The sequence below is a fragment of the Isoptericola variabilis 225 genome (genome assembly GCF_000215105.1).
GTDB classification, from domain to species: Bacteria; Actinomycetota; Actinomycetes; order Actinomycetales; family Cellulomonadaceae; genus Isoptericola; species Isoptericola variabilis_A.
Genome location: NC_015588.1, coordinates 3,077,287 through 3,093,443, shown reverse-complemented (window position 1 = coordinate 3,093,443; position 16,157 = coordinate 3,077,287). Strand labels below are relative to the sequence as shown.

Here is a 16,157-nt window from a genome sequence, read left to right as displayed (position 1 = left end):
CGCTACTTCGGCGCGGGACGCGCTACCTCGGCGGAGAAGGCGCTACCTCGGCGGGAGTCCACTTCGTGGGACCACATCGTGAGAAGCCGATTGAATCCGACTGAATCGGTCGGATAACTTGGGCATCGCTCCGGCGGCCCGCGCCGGACGGATCTCGCAAAGGAACGCCAGTGCAGACCCTCGTGCTCCTCGCTCTCGTGGGCCTCGGTGCCCAGCTCGTCGACGGCAGTCTCGGCATGGCCTACGGCGTCACGTCGACGACGCTCCTGCTCGCGATCGGCACCAATCCGGCGATGGCCTCGGCCACGGTGCACCTCGCCGAGATCGGCACGACGCTCGCCTCGGGCGCGTCGCACTGGCGGTTCGGCAACGTCGACTGGAAGGTCGTCGCCCGCATCGGCGTCCCGGGCGCGATCGGGGCCTTCGCGGGAGCCACGTTCCTGTCGTGGCTGTCGACCGAGCTGGCCAAGCCCGTCATGGCGCTGCTCCTGCTCGGGCTCGGCCTGTACGTCCTGCTGCGCTTCACGTTCCAGGGCCTGCGCACCGACCAGCTCGGCAAGCCGCTGCGCAGGCGGTTCCTCACGCCGCTGGGCCTGGTGGCGGGGTTCATGGACGCCACGGGCGGCGGCGGGTGGGGCCCGGTGGGCACCCCCGCCATCCTCGCGAGCGGGCGTCTCGAGCCGCGCAAGGTCGTCGGCTCGATCGACACGAGCGAGTTCTTCGTCGCGGTCGCCGCGAGCGCCGGCTTCCTTCTCGGTCTCGGCACGGCCGGGATCAACGGGCCGTGGGCGCTCGCCCTGCTCGCCGGCGGGCTCGTGGCCGCGCCGATCGCGGCGTGGCTCGTGCGCCACGTGCCGCCGCGCGTCCTCGGCTCTGCCGTGGGCGGCCTCATCGTCCTGACCAACGTGCGCACCCTGATCTCGACCGACCTGCTCACGGTCGAGGGGCCCGCCCGCACCGCGGTGTACCTGGTCGTGTTCGCGGCCTGGGCGGCCGCCGTCGTGCACTCGGTGCGTGCCCACCGGCGCCTCCAGGCCGGGGAGCGGCCCGTCGAGGAGCCCGCGCCCGCGGGCGCCGCCTGAGCCCCGGCTGCCGGATCAGTCCGGCACGAGACGGGGCGCACCCAGGCGCACGTCGACCCCGGGCGACCAGTGCACGAGCGGCAGGTCGTCCGGGGCGGGGAGCCCGACGTCGGCCAGCAGGTCGGTGTGCAGCCGGTCGAGCCGCGCCCGGTGCAGCATCCAGGGCGGGTGCTCGACCGGCACCCGCCAGAGCCGGCCGAGGTGCCGCGTGAACGCGTTCCAGCGTCCGGTCAGGGAGTCGACCACCGGGTCGGGCAGCTCCGCGGGCCCGACGACGACGTGGGCGCGCGTCTCGCCGACCTCGTACGTCGCCTCCGTGCGGTCGGAGGCCACCGACCCCGAGGCGTGCACGTACGGCAGGCCGAGCCCCGCCCGGAACGCCCCCACGACCAGCCGCCGGGCGCACAGCACGCGGAGGAACAGCACGCCGTCGCGCCGGCCGTCGGAGACGTAGGTGCGCAGGTTGACCTCGGGGAACGTGGACCACCCGGGCACCGGGGGCAGGCCGGGCGCGCGCATCCGCGCCATGACGAAGGGCGTCATGGCGACCCAGGCGGAACCGTCCACGAGCTGCAGGTCCAGGCCGGGCGGCACCACCGGGCGCAGGACCTCGGGCCGGTAGCGCCAGTGGACGAACGCGATGCGCTCCCACCGCTGCAGGCTCACGGCACGCCGCACGCGTTCGTCGGGATGGCGACCGCTCATGGTCCACAGGGTCACCGGGTCGCGGCCCGCTCGCGCGCCCAGCCGTCGCCGCGTCGTCCCACGTGCGAGCGGGCACGCGGTCTCGGATCGTGGAAGTCCGCCCGTCCGAAGGAGTGACGACCATGACCACGACCCCTCCCGGACGCGATCCCGACCGCCGTGACCCGGCGTCCCGCGATCGCGACCCCGCCTACCGGGCGCTCGCGCCACCGCGGCCCGTACAGCGCCCGCAGGAGCGCGTCGTCGCGGTTGCCGCGCTGCACGCGTAGGCTCACGGCGTCGTCGGCGGGGCGCACCGGGTGGGTGATGGTGCGCTCGCCGCGCACGAGGTGCCCGCCCACCGCGCGCACGCGCAGCGCGAGGTCGGCGTCCTCGCGGTAGGCGCGCGGGAACCGCTCGTCAAAGCCGGACACCCGCTTTAGTACCGACCGCCGGTACGCCATGTCCGCGGTCGCCCACGCGGCGTGCTCGAGCCCCGCGGTGCTGCGCTCCCAGTCGGTCGGACGGCGGTCGGCCGGCAGCGGGACGACGATGCGGCCCTGGACGCCGGCGACGTCGGGCGCCGCGTTCGCGAGGTCCTTGGCGAGCCCGCCGGCCCACGCGGCGGGCAGGACGACGTCGTCGTCGAGGAACGCGACCCACACGACGTCGGGCGACGTCGAGCGCCAGCCGGCGTTGCGCGCGGCGGCCGGGCCGCGCCCGCCGGTGCGCACGACCCGCAGCGGGCACGGGCCGTCCCACGTGACGGGCAGGGCGTGCGGCGCGCGTCCTCGAGCGGCCGGTCGTCGGCGACCACCACCTCGGCGGGCGGCGTCACCTCGGGGCACGCGCGCAGCGTCTCGGCGAGCGACGCGAGCATGGCGTCCAGCTGCGGCCGGCCGACGGTCGGCACGACGACGGACCACGACGTGCTCACGCCGTGCCCTCCGCCGGTGCGTCCCCGGACTCGAAGAACGCCGTGCGGCGCACCAGGTGCGGCCCGAGCACGAGCAGGTCGACCGGCGCGGACCCGAAGAGCTCGAGCGCGTCGCGCGGGTCGTCGACCATGGGCCGGCCCGCGGTGTTGAGGCTCGTGTTGATGACCACGGGCAGGCCCGTGCGCTCGCGGAACGCCGCGATCGTCGCGTGCAGGCGCGGCTGGTCGGTGTCGACGGTCTGGATGCGGGCCGTGCCGTCGACGTGCACCGCGGCCGGGATGCGGTCGCGCCAGGAGGGCGCGACGTCGTGAACGAACAGCATGTACGGGCTGGGGACAGGCCCGCCGGAGAAGATCTCGGGGGCGTCCTGGAGCAGCACCATCGGGGCGACGGGCCGGAACTGCTCGCGCCCCTTGACGTCGTTGAGCCGGCGCAGGTTGTGCCGGTGGCCCGGGTGGGCGAGCAGCGAGCGCTGGCCCAGCGCGCGCGGGCCGAACTCGCTGCGCCCGTCGAACCACGCGACGACGCCGTCGGCCGCGAGCACGTCGGCGACCTCGGCCGGCAGGTCGCGCGGGGTCGTGAAGGGGACGCGCGCGCGGCGCAGCCAGTCGGCGAGCTCGTCGTCGGACCACGACCGCCCGAGCGCGGCCGAGCCCATGGGCTCGACCTCGACGCCCGCCTCGGCCGTGAGCTGGAGTGCCGCGCCGAGCGCGGTGCCGGCGTCGCCCGCGGCGGGCTGGACCCACACGTGCTCGAAGGGCGACTCGCGCCAGATGCGCGAGTTCGCGACGCAGTTGAGCGCGGTGCCGCCCGCGAGCGTCAGCGCGTCGTCACCGGTCTGCCCGTGCAGCCAGGTGGCGAGCTCGACGAGCATCTCCTCGAGCCGCGCCTGGACGGACGCGGCGAGGTCGGCGTGCGCGGGCGGCAGGCCGCCGTGCGCGTCGTCGGGCTGCATCGCGGGATCGAGGAGCGTGCCCGGGCCGGCGGCCGGGGCCCACCGGGTCCAGTCCGGCGCCTCGGCGACGAAGCCGCCGTCTCCTGTCGTGCGCAGGACCTCGCGCAGCTCGTCGAGGAACCGCGGCTCGCCGTACGACGCGAGCGCCATGACCTTGTACTCGTCGCTCGAGCGCAGGAACCCGAGGTGCTCGGTGAGCGACTCGTAGACCAGCCCGAGCGAGTGCGGCAGCTCCTGGCTCGCGAGCACCTCGAGCCGCCCGTCCGTGTACCGGCCGGCCAGGTGCGACGAGCGCTCGCCGCGGCCGTCGAGCGACAGGACGCTGCACCGGGGGAACGGCGAGGCGAGCGCCGCCGACGCCGCGTGCGCCACCTCGTGCGGCACGAACCGGACGGTCGCGGGGGCCAGCCCGGGCAGCGCCGCGGCGAGGAACTGCGGGGCGCGCTCGGCGTACTGCCGGCGCAGCCAGTCCCACGGGTCGGGCAGCCCCATCTCCTCGGCCGGCTTGGCCAGCGCGGGGTCGAACGAGTACGCGACGGCGTCGAGGTCGCCGGGCTCGAGCCCGCCCGCCTCGAGGCACCACCGCATCGCCTGCTCGGGCAGCTCCCAGGCGGCGAACGGGACGGGACGCTTGCCGTGCTTGCGGCGCGAGAAGCGCTCCTCCTCGGCGGCGGCGACGATGCGGCCGTCGACCACGAGCGCCGCCGACGGGTCGTGGAACAGGGCGTTGACTCCGAGGACACGCATGGGGCGAGGATCTCCACGGGTACGGGGCTGACCGGGCGGCTTCCGGTCTTCGCACCGTGCGGCTCTTCTCGGGCACTCGCAAGAGAAGTGGTTCTCCCGCTCGCAAGCCGAACGCCCCCGCCGCAGGTGGCGAGGGCGTCCGTGCGCGAGGCCGGCGCGAGGCGGCTCAGGGCTCGTCGTCGGTGGTCTGCCGCGGGTTCATGCTGTCCGGGTCGGCGTCCTGGTCGCCCTCGGTCGGCTCGGTCGAGCGGGCCCGGTCGCCCGTGCGCGGGTTGAGCGAGTCCGGCTGCGCGTCCGGGTCCTCGTCCGGGTCGTAGGGGCTCGTCCCCTCCGGCTGCTCCGTCATCGGTTCCTCCCTGGCGTTCGGGGTGCGGGTCCGCAGGTCGGGCCCGCCGTCGTCCACGCTGGCACGGTGCGGTGGTCCTCGCAGCGTCGCGGTTCGAGTGGCGCTTTTCACCCGCATGGGTAGCGTGAAGGGCACCGGGAGTCATGAAGCGGCCCCAGAAGTCTGTGATCTGGGAGGAAGCATGGCTGTCACCACCCTTCCGACGTCGGACCTGCGTGCAGGTGCCGACACCGTGTCCGTCGACGACGTCCAGACCGAGGCGCCGATCGACATCGCCGACCTGACCCAGGCGCTCGCCGCCGGGAGCTCGCTGCTGGTCGGGCAGTACCGCGTGGACCTGCCCACCGGGCGCTGGTGGTGGTCCGACGAGATCTACGTGATGCACGGGCGGCGCCCTGGCGAGATCGACCCGAGCGTCGAGCTCATGCGCTCGCGCAAGCACCCCGACGACCGCGGGCGGCTCACGCGCACCGCGACGGCGGCCCTGCGGGCCGGGCGTCCGTTCGCGTGCTCGCACCGCATCGTCGACAAGCAGGGCCGGGCGCGCACCGTCGTCGTCACCGGCCACGGCCGCCGGGGACCCGACGGCAAGGTCGCGCAGGTCGCGGGCTACGTCATGGACGTGAGCCCGGTGCTGCGCGAGGCCCTGGACCGCGAGGCGTCGAGCGCCGTCGCGCGGGCCTTCGTCACCGAGGCCGCGCTGGAGCAGGCCAAGGGCGCGATCATGGCGATCCGCGGCGTCGACGACGTCGCGGCGCTGCACGTCCTCGCCGAGGCCGCGTCGGCCGTCGGCATCCCCGCGCACGTCGCGGGGGCGCAGGTCATGAAGCACCTCGGCAAGCACGGCGGCGACGCCGGCAGCCCGGCCGAGGCCCTCGACGCAGCGCTGGCGGCGGTCCGCCCCGTGGAGCGCCCGCGCGGCCACGAGGCGCAGCTCGCGCGTCGCCGCTCGCGCTGACGCGGCGGACGGCGAGCGCACGAGAGGGGCCGTCCGGACCGGTCCCGCGAGGACCGGCGCGGACGCCCCTCTCGCGTCGTCAGTGCGTGAAGCGCACGAGGGCGCTGCGCGCCCCGCGGCGCGCGTACCGGCGCGCGAAGACGGCCAGGGCGCCGGTCACCGCGGCGAACAGCACGGCCTCGGTGATGCCCACGCTGTCGTCGTCGAGGTCGAGCGGGGCCGGGCGGCCGGTGGTCTTCTCCCAGATCTTCACGATCCCCTTCTGCACGGCCCACGCCGCCGCCGCCGCGACGACGACCGTGCCGACCTTCTCCGCGAGCGCCTGCTCCTTGTCAACCACGAGACCTCCCTGGTGCTGTGCTCCGGACGACCAACACCGTATCCCCGTGCGGGTGTGTAGGCTCGTGCTGATACGACAGGGGAGCGCCACGGGCGCTGAGAGTGCGGGACACCGCAGACCCTCGAACCTGATCCGGTTAGCACCGGTGGAGGAAGTCGGGCTTCTCGATCCCTGCGTGCGCGCCGCCCGGGCGCCGTCGTGCACCGGGCGCACCGCACGCCGGGCCCCCTTCTCGACCGTTGAGGAGGACCCATGACCACGAGCACCCGCCGCACGATCCGCGCGGCCGCCGCGAGCGCCGCCGTCGGGCTCGTCGCGACGACGCTCGCCGCCTGCGGGGGCGGCGAGCCGGCAGGCCCCGGCGACGCCGCGTCGCCGGGCGGGACGTCGGGCGGCACCGTCACGCTCGTCACGCACGACTCGTTCGCCGTCTCCGAGGGCGTGCTGGAGTCGTTCGAGGAGGCGACCGGCTACACGGTCGAGCAGGTGGCGCCGGGCGACGCCGGCACGCTCGTCAACCAGCTCGTGCTGACGAAGGACTCGCCGCTCGGCGACGTGGTGTACGGGATCGACAACACGTTCGCGTCGCGCGCGATCGCCGAGGGCGTGCTCGAGCCGTACCAGCCGGAGGACCTCGACCCGTCGGCCGCGCGCTACGCGACGGGGCAGTACGACGTCGAGGGCGCCCTGACGCCGATCGACGTCGGCGACGTGTGCCTCAACATCGACACGGCGTGGTTCGAGGAGAACGGCGTCGCCGAGCCGCGCACGCTCGAGGACGTCACGAAGCCGGAGTACGCCGACCTGACGGTCGTGACCAACCCCGCGACGTCGTCGCCGGGCCTGGCGTTCCTGCTCGCGACGGTCGGGGCCTTCGGCGAGGACGGATGGCAGGGGTACTGGGAGAAGCTGCGCGACAACGGCGTCAAGGTCGTCGACAGCTGGTCGGACGCGTACTACGTCGACTTCTCGGGTGCGGGCGAGGGCGGCCAGCGGCCGATCGCGCTGTCGTACTCGACGTCGCCCGCGTTCACGGTGACCGAGGACGGCACGCAGTCCACGACCGCGGCGCTGCTCGAGACGTGCTTCCGTCAGGTCGAGTACGCGGGCGTCCTCGCGGGCACCGACAACCCGGAGGGCGCGCGGGCGCTCGTCGACTTCCTGGCGTCGCCCGAGTTCCAGGCCGACATCCCCGGCCAGATGTACATGTACCCGGCCGACGAGACCGTCGAGCTGCCGGCCGAGTGGCAGCAGTTCGCGCCGCTGTCCGACGCCCCGTTCGAGGTGCCGCCGGCCGACGTGGCCGAGCACCGCGACGAGTGGATCGAGCAGTGGACGGCGACGGTCATCGGGTGACCTCGGTCGCCGCCGCCCGGGCGCCGCGTCCCGCGTGGGGCGGGGCGCTCGGGCGCACCGTCGGGTGGGGGCTGGCGGCCGGGGTGCCGCTGGCCTTCCTCGGCGTGTTCTTCGCCTGGCCGGTGGTCTCCCTGGTGCTGCAGGGGTTCTTCGCCGACGACGGCGCGGGCGGGCGCGTGCTCGACCTGTCCGGCTTCACCGAGGTGCTGTCGCAGCCGCGCACGTGGCGCGTGATCGGGCAGACGCTCGCGCAGGCGACCGTGGGCACGGCGCTCGCGGTGCTGCTCGGCCTGCCGGGCGCGTACGTGCTGTACCGGTGCCGGTTCCCGGGGCGCACGCTCGTGCGCGGGCTCGTGACCGTGCCGTTCGTGCTGCCGACCGTCGTGGTCGGCGTCGCGTTCCGGGCGCTGTTCGTGCCCGGCGGCCTACTGGGCTGGGCGGGCCTCGAGGAGACGTTCGCCGCCGTCGTGCTCGCGCTCGTGTTCTTCAACTACGCGGTCGTGGTGCGGACCGTGGGCGGGCTGTGGGAGCGGCTCGACCCGCGCCCCGAGCAGGCCGCCCGCGCGCTCGGCGCGACGCCGTGGCGTGCGTTCCGCACGGTCACGCTGCCCGCGCTCGGGCCGGCGATCGCGTCGGCCGCGGCCGTGGTGTTCCTCTTCTGCGCGACGGCGTTCGGCGTCGTGCTCGTCCTCGGCGGGATGCGCTACGGCACGATCGAGACCGAGATCTGGATCCGCACCACCCAGTTCCTCGACCTGCGCGCGGCCGCCGTGCTCTCGGTGCTGCAGCTCGTCGTCGTGACGGTCGCGCTGCTGGCGAGCGCGCGGGCCCGGACCCGGCGCGAGCGGGCGCTGCACCTGACGAGCGAGCGCGCGTCGTCGCACCGCCTGCGCCTGACGACCGCGTCCGACGCCGTGCCCGCGCTCGTGACGCTGCTCGTGGTGCTCGGGCTGCTCGTGCTGCCCATGGCCGGGCTCGTCGCGCGCTCGTTCCGCGGGCCCGACGGCGCGTGGTCGCTGCAGAACTACGTCGCGCTCGGGACGACGGGCGGGCGCAACGCGCTCACCGTGACCGTGTGGGAGGCGACCGCCAACTCGGTGCGGACCGCGGCCCTGGCGACCGTGCTCGCCGTCGTTGTGGGCGGGCTCGTGGCGCTCGTCGTGTCGCGGCGGCCGCACTCGGCGGGCGGGCGCCGGGCCGTCGGCGTGCTCGACGGGCTGTTCATGCTGCCGCTCGGCGTGTCCGCGGTGACCGTCGGGTTCGGGTTCCTCATCACGCTCGACCGCCCGCTCGGGTTCGACGTCGACCTGCGCACCTCGGGGCTGCTCGTGCCGATCGCGCAGGCGGTGGTGGCGGTCCCGCTCGTCGTGCGCACCGTCCTGCCCGTGCTGCGCGCGATCGACCCGCGGCTGCGCGAGGCGGCCGCCGTGCTCGGCGCCGCGCCGGGCCGTGTGCTGCGGACCGTGGACGGGCCCATCGGGCTGCGCTCGCTCGGGCTCGCGGTCGGGTTCGCGTTCGCCGTGTCGCTCGGGGAGTTCGGCGCGACGTCGTTCCTCGCGCGGCCCGACGCCGCGACCCTGCCCGTGGTGATCTTCCGGCTCATCGGCCGGCCCGGGGCGGAGAACTACGGCATGGCGCTCGCGGCGTCCGTCGTGCTCGCGGCGCTGACGGCGACGGTCATGATGGTGGCGGAGCGCCTGCGCGGCGACCGGCCGGGAGGGGAGTTCTGATGACCGCTGGTGGACCGACGGGCCGCGGGCTCGAGGTGCGCGACGTCGTCGTGCGCTACGGGGCGTCCCGGCGTCGGCCCGGGACCGTGGCGGTCGACCACGTGTCGCTCGACGTCGCGTCCGGCGAGATCGTCGCGCTGCTCGGGCCGAGCGGCTGCGGCAAGTCGTCGCTGCTGCGCGCGGTGGCGGGGCTGGAGCCGCTCGCCGGCGGTGCCGTGCTGTTCGACGGCGAGGACCTCGCGGGTGTGCCCGTGCACCGGCGGCGGTTCGGCCTGCTGTTCCAGGACGGCCAGCTCTTCCCGCACCGCGACGTCGGGCGCAACGTCGCGTACGGGCTCGAGACGCTGGGCGTGCCGGCCGGCGAGCGGCGCGAGCGGGTGCGCGAGCTGCTCGATGCCGTCGGGCTCGCCGGGTACGAGCGGCGTTCGGTCGCGACGCTGTCCGGCGGGGAGAAGCAGCGCGTGGCCCTGGCGCGGTCCCTGGCCCCGCGGCCGCGGCTCCTGCTGCTCGACGAGCCGCTGTCCGCGCTCGACCGGCGCCTGCGCGAGCGGCTCGCCGTCGACGTCCGCGACACCCTGCAGGCGACCGGCACCACCGCCGTCTTCGTCACGCACGACCACGACGAGGCGTTCACCGTCGCCGACCGCGTGGCCGTGATGGACCGTGGGAGGCTCCTGCAGGTCGACGCGCCCGACGTGCTGCTGCGCGCGCCCGCGTCCGACCGGGTGGCCGAGTTCCTCGGGCTCGCGCCCGACTCGGTCGACGAGCTCGTCGACGAGCCTTCGGGGCGCTGACGGTGTCAGCTCCACGCAGCCGGTGAGTACAGTGCGTGGCGTGGCGAGCACTCCCGAGCCGTACACCTTGACGCCGGGTGGTCGTGGAGCGACTGCGACGGCGACGTCGAGCGGCGCTTCACCAAGGACGAGATCCTCACGAACGTCACGCTCTACTGGCTCACGGAGACGATCGCGTCGTCGATACGCATGTATCGCGCCAATGCCGCCATCCCGCCCGCGCAGCTCGGCCGCCGGGTCGAGACACCCTCCGGGTTCTCGATCTTCGCCGGCGACGTCGTCCGTCCGCCGCGCGCGTGGCTCGAGCGGACGGCGAACGTCGTACGCGCGACCGAGCTGCCCCGGGGCGGGAGCACCCGTGCCGGTCTTGAGCGCCTCGTGTCAGAAACCTGGTGGGCCAGAACCCACCAGCCTTCTGACACTGGTCAGGCGGGGCGGCGCCGGAGGAACACCTGCCGCGCCACGTGCATGAGCAGCACGAGGTCCTGGCGCCGGCGCTCGAAGTCGGTCTGCTCGACGAGCCCCCGCTCGTAGCGGCGGTGGAGCATCGCGAGCTCGGTGGCGGCCTGCTGGTAGTCGCGCATCGCGCGCTGGGGTCCGCGGCCGAGGGTCTCGCCCGCCCAGCGGCGCGCCTGGCGGCGGCCGGCGAGGCTCGAGAGCATGCGCAGGTCCGCCTCGGTGACGACGCCTGTGCCCGCGTACTGCTGCAGGTACCTACCGATGAGGCCGACGATGCGGCGTCGGTCCGCGTGCACGACGGCGAGCAGCACCAGCAGCACCACGAACCCGATCGCGTAGGCGATCGCGACCCCCGCCAGCCCGAAGATCGTCATCCCGTTCCACACGGCGTGCAGCGCGATGGCCCCGACGAGGCCGGCGTGCGCGGGCCCGAGCCGGCTTCCGCCCCGCTCCCGCATGGCCGCCGCGGCGACCCCGATGCCGGTGAGCGACGTGCACAGCGGGTGCACGAGCGGCGTGATGATGCCGCGCAGCACGAACGTGCCGGCGACCGCCTCCGGGCTGGCGGCCATGTAGTAGCTGATGTTCTCGACCGTGGCGAAGCCGAGCCCGACCATCGAGCCGTAGATGATGCCGTCCGTCGGGCCGTTGAGCTCATGACGCCGGAACCACAGGAAGCCGAACAGCACGAGACCCTTGAGCGTCTCCTCGACGACGGGCGCCACGACCGTCGCGGTGAGGTAGAAGCCCTGGTCGTCGCCGAGCAGCGGCGCCCACACGAGCAGCAGGCCGGCGGTGTTGAGCACCATCGCAAGCAGCACCGAGATGCCCGCGCCCCACAGGAACGCCAGGAGCAGCGCGTCCGGAGGCTCGGGCTCGAGGCGGTCGAGCGCGAGCACGCCGGCGAGGAGCAGCGGCAGGGGGAGCATCGCCAGGACGAACGCTCCCGCGAACGAGGGGCCGTCGTCGAGCGCCATGTAGCCGAGCACCACCAGGAGCGCCAGCGACGAGACCGCGATCGTGAGGATCGCCCCCACCGACGGGCGGCCGAGCGTGCGTCCGGCCAGAATCGCCTTCGGGTCCAGTGACGCCATGGCCCGATCCTAGGGATCGGCGCGCTCACCGGCCCGCCGGTGTCCACACCGGCGACGAGTTCCCGGCCCGACGGCGGTCTACCCGGCCTACCCGACCGGCGTCGTGCGCCTCCTCTACGCGCCGACCACCGGCCCGCGAGAACTACCCGCGATGCGTGCGGTAGTAGCGGATGAGCGCGGCGGTCGAGGAGTCCTGCGCCTCGAGCGCGGCGTCGTCGCCCGACACCGCGGGCGCGATCTCGAGCGCGAGCTTCTTGCCCAGCTCGACGCCCCACTGGTCGAACGAGTCGATGCCCCACACGACGCCCTGCACGAACGTGATGTGCTCGTACAGCGCGACGAGCTGACCCACGACCGACGGCGTGAGGGCGGGCGCCATGATCGACGTCGTCGGCCGGTTCCCCGAGAACACGCGCGCGGGCACGATCTCCTCGGGCGTGCCCTCGGCGCGGACCTCGTCCGCCGTCTTGCCGAACGCCAGCGCCTTCGTCTGGGCGAAGAAGTTGGCGAGGAACAGCTCGTGCACGTCGGCGCCCGGCTGGACCGCCTTGCCGTCGCCCTCGACGTCGGTCAGCGGGTAGGCCGGCGTCGCGACGGCGATGAAGTCGGCCGGGATGAGCCGCGTGCCCTGGTGGATGAGCTGGTAGAACGCGTGCTGGCCGTTGGTGCCGGGCTCGCCCCAGAACACCTCGCCGGTCTGCGTCGTCACGGGCGAGCCGTCCCAGCGGACCGACTTGCCGTTGGACTCCATCGTCAGCTGCTGCAGGTAGGCCGGGAACCGGCTGAGCTGCTGCGCGTAGGGCAGCACGGCGTGGGTGTGGGCGCCGAGGAAGTTCGTGTACCAGACGTTGAGCAGGCCCATGAGGACGGGCACGTTGGACTCGAACGGCTGGGTGCGGAAGTGCTCGTCGATCGTGCGGAAGCCGGCGAGCAGCTCGCGGAACGCGTCGGGCCCGAACGCGATCGCGAGCGAGGTGCCGATCGTCGAGTCGACCGAGTAGCGCCCGCCGACCCAGTCCCAGAACCCGAACGCGTTGGCCGGGTCGATCCCGAACGCCTCGACCTTGTCGAGCGCCGTGGACACCGCGACGAAGTGCGCCCGCACGGCCGCCTGCTTCGCGTCGTCGTCGTCGTCGATCGCGCCCGCGGCGATGAGCCGCTCCCACAGCCAGGCCCGCGCGAGCCGCGCGTTGGTCAGCGTCTCGAGGGTGCCGAACGTCTTCGACGCGACGATGAAGAGCGTGGTCTCGGGGTCGAGGTCGGCCGTCTTCTGCGCGACGTCGGTCGGGTCGATATTGGAGACGAAGCGGACCTCGAGGCCCTCCTTGAGGTAGGGCTTGAGCGCCTCGTAGACCATGACGGGGCCGAGGTCCGACCCCCCGATCCCGATGTTGACGACCGTGCGCACCGGCTTGGCCGTGACGCCGGTCCACTCGCCCGAGCGCACCTGCTCGGCAAATGCCGACATCTTCTCCAGCTCGCGCGCGACGTCGGCGTCGACGTCCTGGCCGTCGACGACGAGCCGCGGCTCGGTGCCCGGCGCGCGGCGCAGCGCCGTGTGCAGGACGGCGCGGTCCTCGGTGACGTTGATGTGCTCGCCCGTGAACATGGCCTCGATGCGCTCGGGAAGGTTCACCTCGTGCGCGAGGCGGACCAGCAGCTCGAGCGTCTCGTCCGTGACGAGGTTCTTGGACAGGTCCACGAACAGGTCGCCCGCGGTGTGGCTCAGCCGCTCGGCCCGGCCCGGGTCGGCGGCGAACCAGCCGCGCAGGTCCCCGCGGAACTCCTGGTAGTGCGTGTGGAGCTCGCCCCAGGCCGGGGTCGTGGTCGCGTCGACGGGCGGAGTGGTCATGCCTGCTCTTCCTTCGTGCGGACGGGTGCGCCGGCGGGCGTACGACGGCGGTCCCTACGGTAGTGACCTCCGCCTGCGGCCGCGCGTGCGTCTCTCGACGGGCGCTACGGCGAGCGTCCTTCGGGTGGTTCGCCTACGCGCCGCTGTCCGAGACGACGTTCGTCCCGAGCCCGCACCCGCTGCTGCTCACGGCGCTCGCCGTCGGAGCCGTCGGCGTGCTGCTGGTCGGCGTGGCCGTCGGCATCGTCGTCGGCCGCCGGCTCCGCTGACGGGCGAGCTCACGCCGGGTACCAGCGCGCTCCCCACCGCCGCGTGAGCGTGCCGTCGGACGTCGCGGCGAGCCGCGTGGTCCGTGCCCGCACGGCGTCGGCGACCGCGTGGGCGGCGTCGTCGGAGTCCGTGGTGAAGCGCACGGTGATGCGGGCCTGCCCGCGCACCACCCCGACGTCGGACGTCTCGACCGTGGCGAGCTCGCGTGCGGCGTCGGCCGCGGCGGGCAGGACGGCGGCCGGGTCGACGCCGGGGCGCAGCGTCCCGACGGCGAGGCTCACGCGGTAGGAGGGCACGGGCCGATCCTGCCAAAACGGCGGGCCGGACGCGGATGAGAGGGCTCTCATCCGGTTCACCTCGGCGTCTCATGTCCGCCCTGGAGGCTGGTGATCACCAGGCCGGTGGACAACCACCGGTTCGACCGATCAGGGAGAAGTCATGAAGCCGTCCGTCACCAACCGCTGGATCGTCGTGGGAACCGCAGCCGCCCTCGGGGTCGGTGCCGTCAGCGCCTCCGCGGTGGCCCTCAACGACCGCGCACCGGCGGATCGGACCGCCGCCGCGGTGACGCTCAGCCAGTCGCCGGCCGGCGACGTGCCGAACGGCACCGCCGTCGCCGACACCAGCCCCGAGTCGGCCGACTCCCCGAACGAGTCTGCCGTCGACACCGTCGACTCGGCCGACACCGTCGACACCGTCGACTCGGCCGAGTCCGCGGACTCGCCCGCGCCGGCGCAGCAGCGTGCGTTCGAGGTCACCGACAGCCCCACGAGCCCGGACAGCGCCGCCAGCGCGGACTCGGGCACCTCGGCCGACAGCGCCGACTGAGCACACCCGCACCACCCGCCCGACCAAGGAGGACGACATGCGACCCGTACGCAAGCGGTGGATCGTCGGAGGGACGGCCGCGCTCCTGGGCGCGGGCGCCGCCGGGGCCGCCGCCATCAGCCTCAACGACCGCGCCCCGGCGCCCGAGGCGGCGACCGCCGTCACGCTCGTCGCCGACGCCTCCGACAGCACGTCGAGCCCGACGCCGGCTCCGACGCCGACCGTCGACGACAGCCCGGAGTCGGCGGACTCGCCGAACGAGTCGGCGAACGACAGCCCGGCCCCCGCACAGGTCCGGGTCCAGAGCGTCGCCTCGGCCGACAGCCCGGCGCCCGCACCGGCCCCCGTGCTCGACGACAGCGGCTCCTCTGTCGCCAGCGGCGCGTCGGCGGACAGTCCGTGACGACGGCGGTGACGCCGTGACTGTTCCGGCCGGTGCGACGGCGGTGAGCGCTCCGCGAGGGGCGCCCACCGCCGTCGTTCGTCAGAATGAGGGCGTGACCTCCGACCTGACGCTGCTCACCGGCGACGACGCGGGCGAGCTGCTCGCGGCGGCCGTGACGACCGCGGGCGGCGAGCTGGTCGACTGGTCGGTCAAGCAGGTCGACCATCGGCCGGGGCGTTCGACGACGGTCGCGTACCGGGCGGACGTCCGCTGGGCCGACGGCGTCCGGCGGCTCACGCTCGGCGCGAGCGTGGGCCGGCCGGGCGACGCCCGCGCCCCGGGCGTGCTCGAGATGGCCGACGGCGAGCGCACAGCCGCGGTGTGGATGTTCCCGTCGGACCCGGAGCTGCCGGCCCTGCGCCTGGCGTACGACCCGGAGAGCGTCTCCGAGCTGCTCGCCGACCTCGGTGCGTCCGAGGCGTCGCGCGGCCCGGTCCGGCTCGACGTGCGCGCCTACCGCCCGACGCGTCGCGCGGTGATCGAGGCGTCGACACCCGGCGCGCGCGTGTTCCTCAAGGTGGTGCGCCCCTCGCGCGTGGCCGAGCTGCACGCGCGCCACGCGCTGCTCGCCGACGCCGGGCTGCCCGTCCCGCGCCCGCTCGGCTGGTCGGACCAGGGGCTGCTCGTGCTCGCGCCGCTCACCGGCGACTCGATGCGGGTCGCGCTGCAGCGGGGCGACCCCGTCCCGACGGCCCAGGAGATCCTCGCGCTGCTCGACCGGCTTCCGGCCGGCGTCACCGAGCTGCCGCGCCGCACCGCGTGGAGCGAGCACGCCACGCACTACGCGTCGGTGATCGGCGCGGCGCTGCCGGCCGAGGCCGACCGCGCGGCGCGGCTCGCGGACGGCGTCGAGCACCGCATCGCCGGCATCCGCGGCGACGAGCCGACCCACGGCGACCTCTACGAGTCGCAGATCCTGCTGCACGAGGGCCGCGTCACCGGGCTCCTCGACGTCGACACCGCCGGCCCGGGCCGGCGCGCGGACGACCTCGCCTGCCTCGTCGCGCACCTCGAGACGCTCGCCCTCCTGCGCGGCTGGGACTCGGCGCGCCTCCACCTGCTCGCGCTCGAGTACGCGCGCACGTTCGCGACCGCCGTCGACCCGGGGGAGCTGCGCGCCCGCACGGCAGGCGTGCTGCTCTCGCTGGCGACCGGCCCCCACCGGGTCCAGGAGCAGGGGTGGGAGGCCGCGACGACGCGCCGGCTCGACGCCGTCGAGCAGTGGCTCGACGGGGACCCGGCCCGGTGAGCGAGCGACGCCCCGGTCCTCTGACGCGGT

The 16,157-nt window shown here is 74.6% G+C and carries 17 protein-coding genes and 1 riboswitch; of the genes, 9 read left to right on the top strand and 8 right to left on the bottom strand.

The window, feature by feature from the left end; genetic code table 11:
* The first annotated feature begins 170 nt into the window (after positions 1-170).
* Positions 171-1,082 carry a sulfite exporter TauE/SafE family protein gene (locus ISOVA_RS14265; RefSeq protein ID WP_013839907.1) on the top strand — a complete coding sequence of 304 codons (912 nt, stop codon included), beginning with the start codon at positions 171-173 and terminating at the stop codon, positions 1,080-1,082.
* Positions 1,083-1,097: 15 nt separating this feature from the next.
* On the opposite strand, the gene ISOVA_RS14260 is transcribed toward ISOVA_RS14265, so the two are convergent.
* From ISOVA_RS14260 to ISOVA_RS14245, 4 genes are all read right to left on the bottom strand, one after another.
* Positions 1,098-1,787, bottom strand: coding sequence for a YqjF family protein (locus ISOVA_RS14260; RefSeq protein ID WP_041294919.1), 690 nt, complete (start codon positions 1,785-1,787; stop codon positions 1,098-1,100).
* Positions 1,788-1,798: 11 nt separating this feature from the next.
* Complete coding sequence (locus tag ISOVA_RS16240; protein ID WP_233275915.1) at positions 1,799-2,614, bottom strand: glycosyltransferase family 2 protein; 816 nt, start codon at positions 2,612-2,614, stop codon at positions 1,799-1,801.
* Between the two features lie 85 nt (positions 2,615-2,699).
* The gene (locus ISOVA_RS14250) at positions 2,700-4,406 is read right to left on the bottom strand and encodes a carbamoyltransferase family protein (protein ID WP_013839905.1); all 1,707 of its coding nucleotides are present in this window, start codon (positions 4,404-4,406) and stop codon (positions 2,700-2,702) included.
* Between the two features lie 166 nt (positions 4,407-4,572).
* Positions 4,573-4,752, bottom strand: coding sequence for a hypothetical protein (locus tag ISOVA_RS14245; RefSeq protein WP_013839904.1), 180 nt, complete (start codon positions 4,750-4,752; stop codon positions 4,573-4,575).
* A gap of 181 nt (positions 4,753-4,933) precedes the next feature.
* On the opposite strand from ISOVA_RS14245, the gene ISOVA_RS14240 reads away from it, so the two are divergent.
* Positions 4,934-5,710 carry a PAS domain-containing protein gene (locus ISOVA_RS14240; protein WP_013839903.1) on the top strand — a complete coding sequence of 259 codons (777 nt, stop codon included), beginning with the start codon at positions 4,934-4,936 and terminating at the stop codon, positions 5,708-5,710.
* 79 nt (positions 5,711-5,789) lie between these two features.
* Here ISOVA_RS14240 and ISOVA_RS14235 read toward each other — a convergent pair whose 3' ends face one another.
* Positions 5,790-6,050 (bottom strand): DUF4235 domain-containing protein, encoded by a 261-nt coding sequence (locus ISOVA_RS14235; protein WP_013839902.1) that lies wholly within the window; start codon positions 6,048-6,050, stop codon positions 5,790-5,792.
* Positions 6,051-6,117: 67 nt separating this feature from the next.
* Positions 6,118-6,221: riboswitch (TPP riboswitch) on the top strand.
* 81 nt (positions 6,222-6,302) lie between these two features.
* Between ISOVA_RS14235 and ISOVA_RS14225 the strand changes: the two genes are divergently transcribed.
* From ISOVA_RS14225 to ISOVA_RS14215, 3 genes are read left to right on the top strand one after another with little or no spacing between them, the layout of a single operon-like run.
* Positions 6,303-7,406 (top strand): thiamine ABC transporter substrate-binding protein, encoded by a 1,104-nt coding sequence (locus ISOVA_RS14225; RefSeq protein ID WP_013839901.1) that lies wholly within the window; start codon positions 6,303-6,305, stop codon positions 7,404-7,406.
* Positions 7,403-9,136, top strand: a complete 1,734-nt coding sequence (locus ISOVA_RS14220; RefSeq protein ID WP_013839900.1) for an ABC transporter permease — start codon at positions 7,403-7,405, stop codon at positions 9,134-9,136. The genes ISOVA_RS14225 and ISOVA_RS14220 overlap by 4 nt, the downstream gene beginning before the upstream one ends.
* Positions 9,136-9,930: an ABC transporter ATP-binding protein gene (locus tag ISOVA_RS14215; RefSeq protein WP_013839899.1), complete on the top strand. Its 795-nt coding sequence runs from the start codon at positions 9,136-9,138 to the stop codon at positions 9,928-9,930. Before ISOVA_RS14220 ends, ISOVA_RS14215 begins: the two co-directional genes overlap by 1 nt.
* 425 nt (positions 9,931-10,355) lie before the next feature.
* Here ISOVA_RS14215 and ISOVA_RS14205 read toward each other — a convergent pair whose 3' ends face one another.
* Positions 10,356-11,483, bottom strand: coding sequence for a PrsW family intramembrane metalloprotease (locus ISOVA_RS14205; RefSeq protein ID WP_013839898.1), 1,128 nt, complete (start codon positions 11,481-11,483; stop codon positions 10,356-10,358).
* A gap of 142 nt (positions 11,484-11,625) precedes the next feature.
* Complete coding sequence (gene pgi, locus ISOVA_RS14200; protein WP_013839897.1) at positions 11,626-13,335, bottom strand: glucose-6-phosphate isomerase; 1,710 nt, start codon at positions 13,333-13,335, stop codon at positions 11,626-11,628.
* A gap of 62 nt (positions 13,336-13,397) precedes the next feature.
* Between pgi and ISOVA_RS14195 the strand changes: the two genes are divergently transcribed.
* Positions 13,398-13,604, top strand: coding sequence for a hypothetical protein (locus ISOVA_RS14195; protein WP_041294915.1), 207 nt, complete (start codon positions 13,398-13,400; stop codon positions 13,602-13,604).
* A gap of 9 nt (positions 13,605-13,613) precedes the next feature.
* Here ISOVA_RS14195 and ISOVA_RS14190 read toward each other — a convergent pair whose 3' ends face one another.
* Entirely contained in the window at positions 13,614-13,901 is a 288-nt protein-coding gene (locus ISOVA_RS14190) for a hypothetical protein (RefSeq protein ID WP_041294914.1), read from the bottom strand.
* A gap of 142 nt (positions 13,902-14,043) precedes the next feature.
* On the opposite strand from ISOVA_RS14190, the gene ISOVA_RS14185 reads away from it, so the two are divergent.
* From ISOVA_RS14185 to ISOVA_RS14175, 3 genes are all read left to right on the top strand, one after another.
* Positions 14,044-14,433, top strand: a complete 390-nt coding sequence (locus ISOVA_RS14185; protein ID WP_013839895.1) for a hypothetical protein — start codon at positions 14,044-14,046, stop codon at positions 14,431-14,433.
* 37 nt (positions 14,434-14,470) lie between these two features.
* Positions 14,471-14,836 carry a hypothetical protein gene (locus ISOVA_RS14180; protein ID WP_013839894.1) on the top strand — a complete coding sequence of 122 codons (366 nt, stop codon included), beginning with the start codon at positions 14,471-14,473 and terminating at the stop codon, positions 14,834-14,836.
* A 94-nt stretch (positions 14,837-14,930) separates the two neighbouring features.
* Positions 14,931-16,127: a phosphotransferase gene (locus ISOVA_RS14175; RefSeq protein ID WP_041294913.1), complete on the top strand. Its 1,197-nt coding sequence runs from the start codon at positions 14,931-14,933 to the stop codon at positions 16,125-16,127.
* The last annotated feature ends 30 nt before the right edge of the window (positions 16,128-16,157 follow it).

What these genes read in the sequence shown, in the direction of transcription:
- ISOVA_RS14260 (WP_041294919.1), bottom strand. Translation starts at nt 1,787, where the DNA reads ATGAGCGGTCGCCATCCCGACGAACGCGTGCGGCGTGCCGTGAGCCTG.
- ISOVA_RS14250 (WP_013839905.1), bottom strand. Translation starts at nt 4,406, where the DNA reads ATGCGTGTCCTCGGAGTCAACGCCCTGTTCCACGACCCGTCGGCGGCG.
- ISOVA_RS14245 (WP_013839904.1), bottom strand. Translation starts at nt 4,752, where the DNA reads ATGACGGAGCAGCCGGAGGGGACGAGCCCCTACGACCCGGACGAGGAC.
- ISOVA_RS14240 (WP_013839903.1), top strand. Translation starts at nt 4,934, where the DNA reads ATGGCTGTCACCACCCTTCCGACGTCGGACCTGCGTGCAGGTGCCGAC.
- ISOVA_RS14225 (WP_013839901.1), top strand. Translation starts at nt 6,303, where the DNA reads ATGACCACGAGCACCCGCCGCACGATCCGCGCGGCCGCCGCGAGCGCC.
- ISOVA_RS14215 (WP_013839899.1), top strand. Translation starts at nt 9,136, where the DNA reads ATGACCGCTGGTGGACCGACGGGCCGCGGGCTCGAGGTGCGCGACGTC.
- ISOVA_RS14205 (WP_013839898.1), bottom strand. Translation starts at nt 11,483, where the DNA reads ATGGCGTCACTGGACCCGAAGGCGATTCTGGCCGGACGCACGCTCGGC.
- pgi (WP_013839897.1), bottom strand. Translation starts at nt 13,335, where the DNA reads ATGACCACTCCGCCCGTCGACGCGACCACGACCCCGGCCTGGGGCGAG.
- ISOVA_RS14185 (WP_013839895.1), top strand. Translation starts at nt 14,044, where the DNA reads ATGAAGCCGTCCGTCACCAACCGCTGGATCGTCGTGGGAACCGCAGCC.
- ISOVA_RS14180 (WP_013839894.1), top strand. Translation starts at nt 14,471, where the DNA reads ATGCGACCCGTACGCAAGCGGTGGATCGTCGGAGGGACGGCCGCGCTC.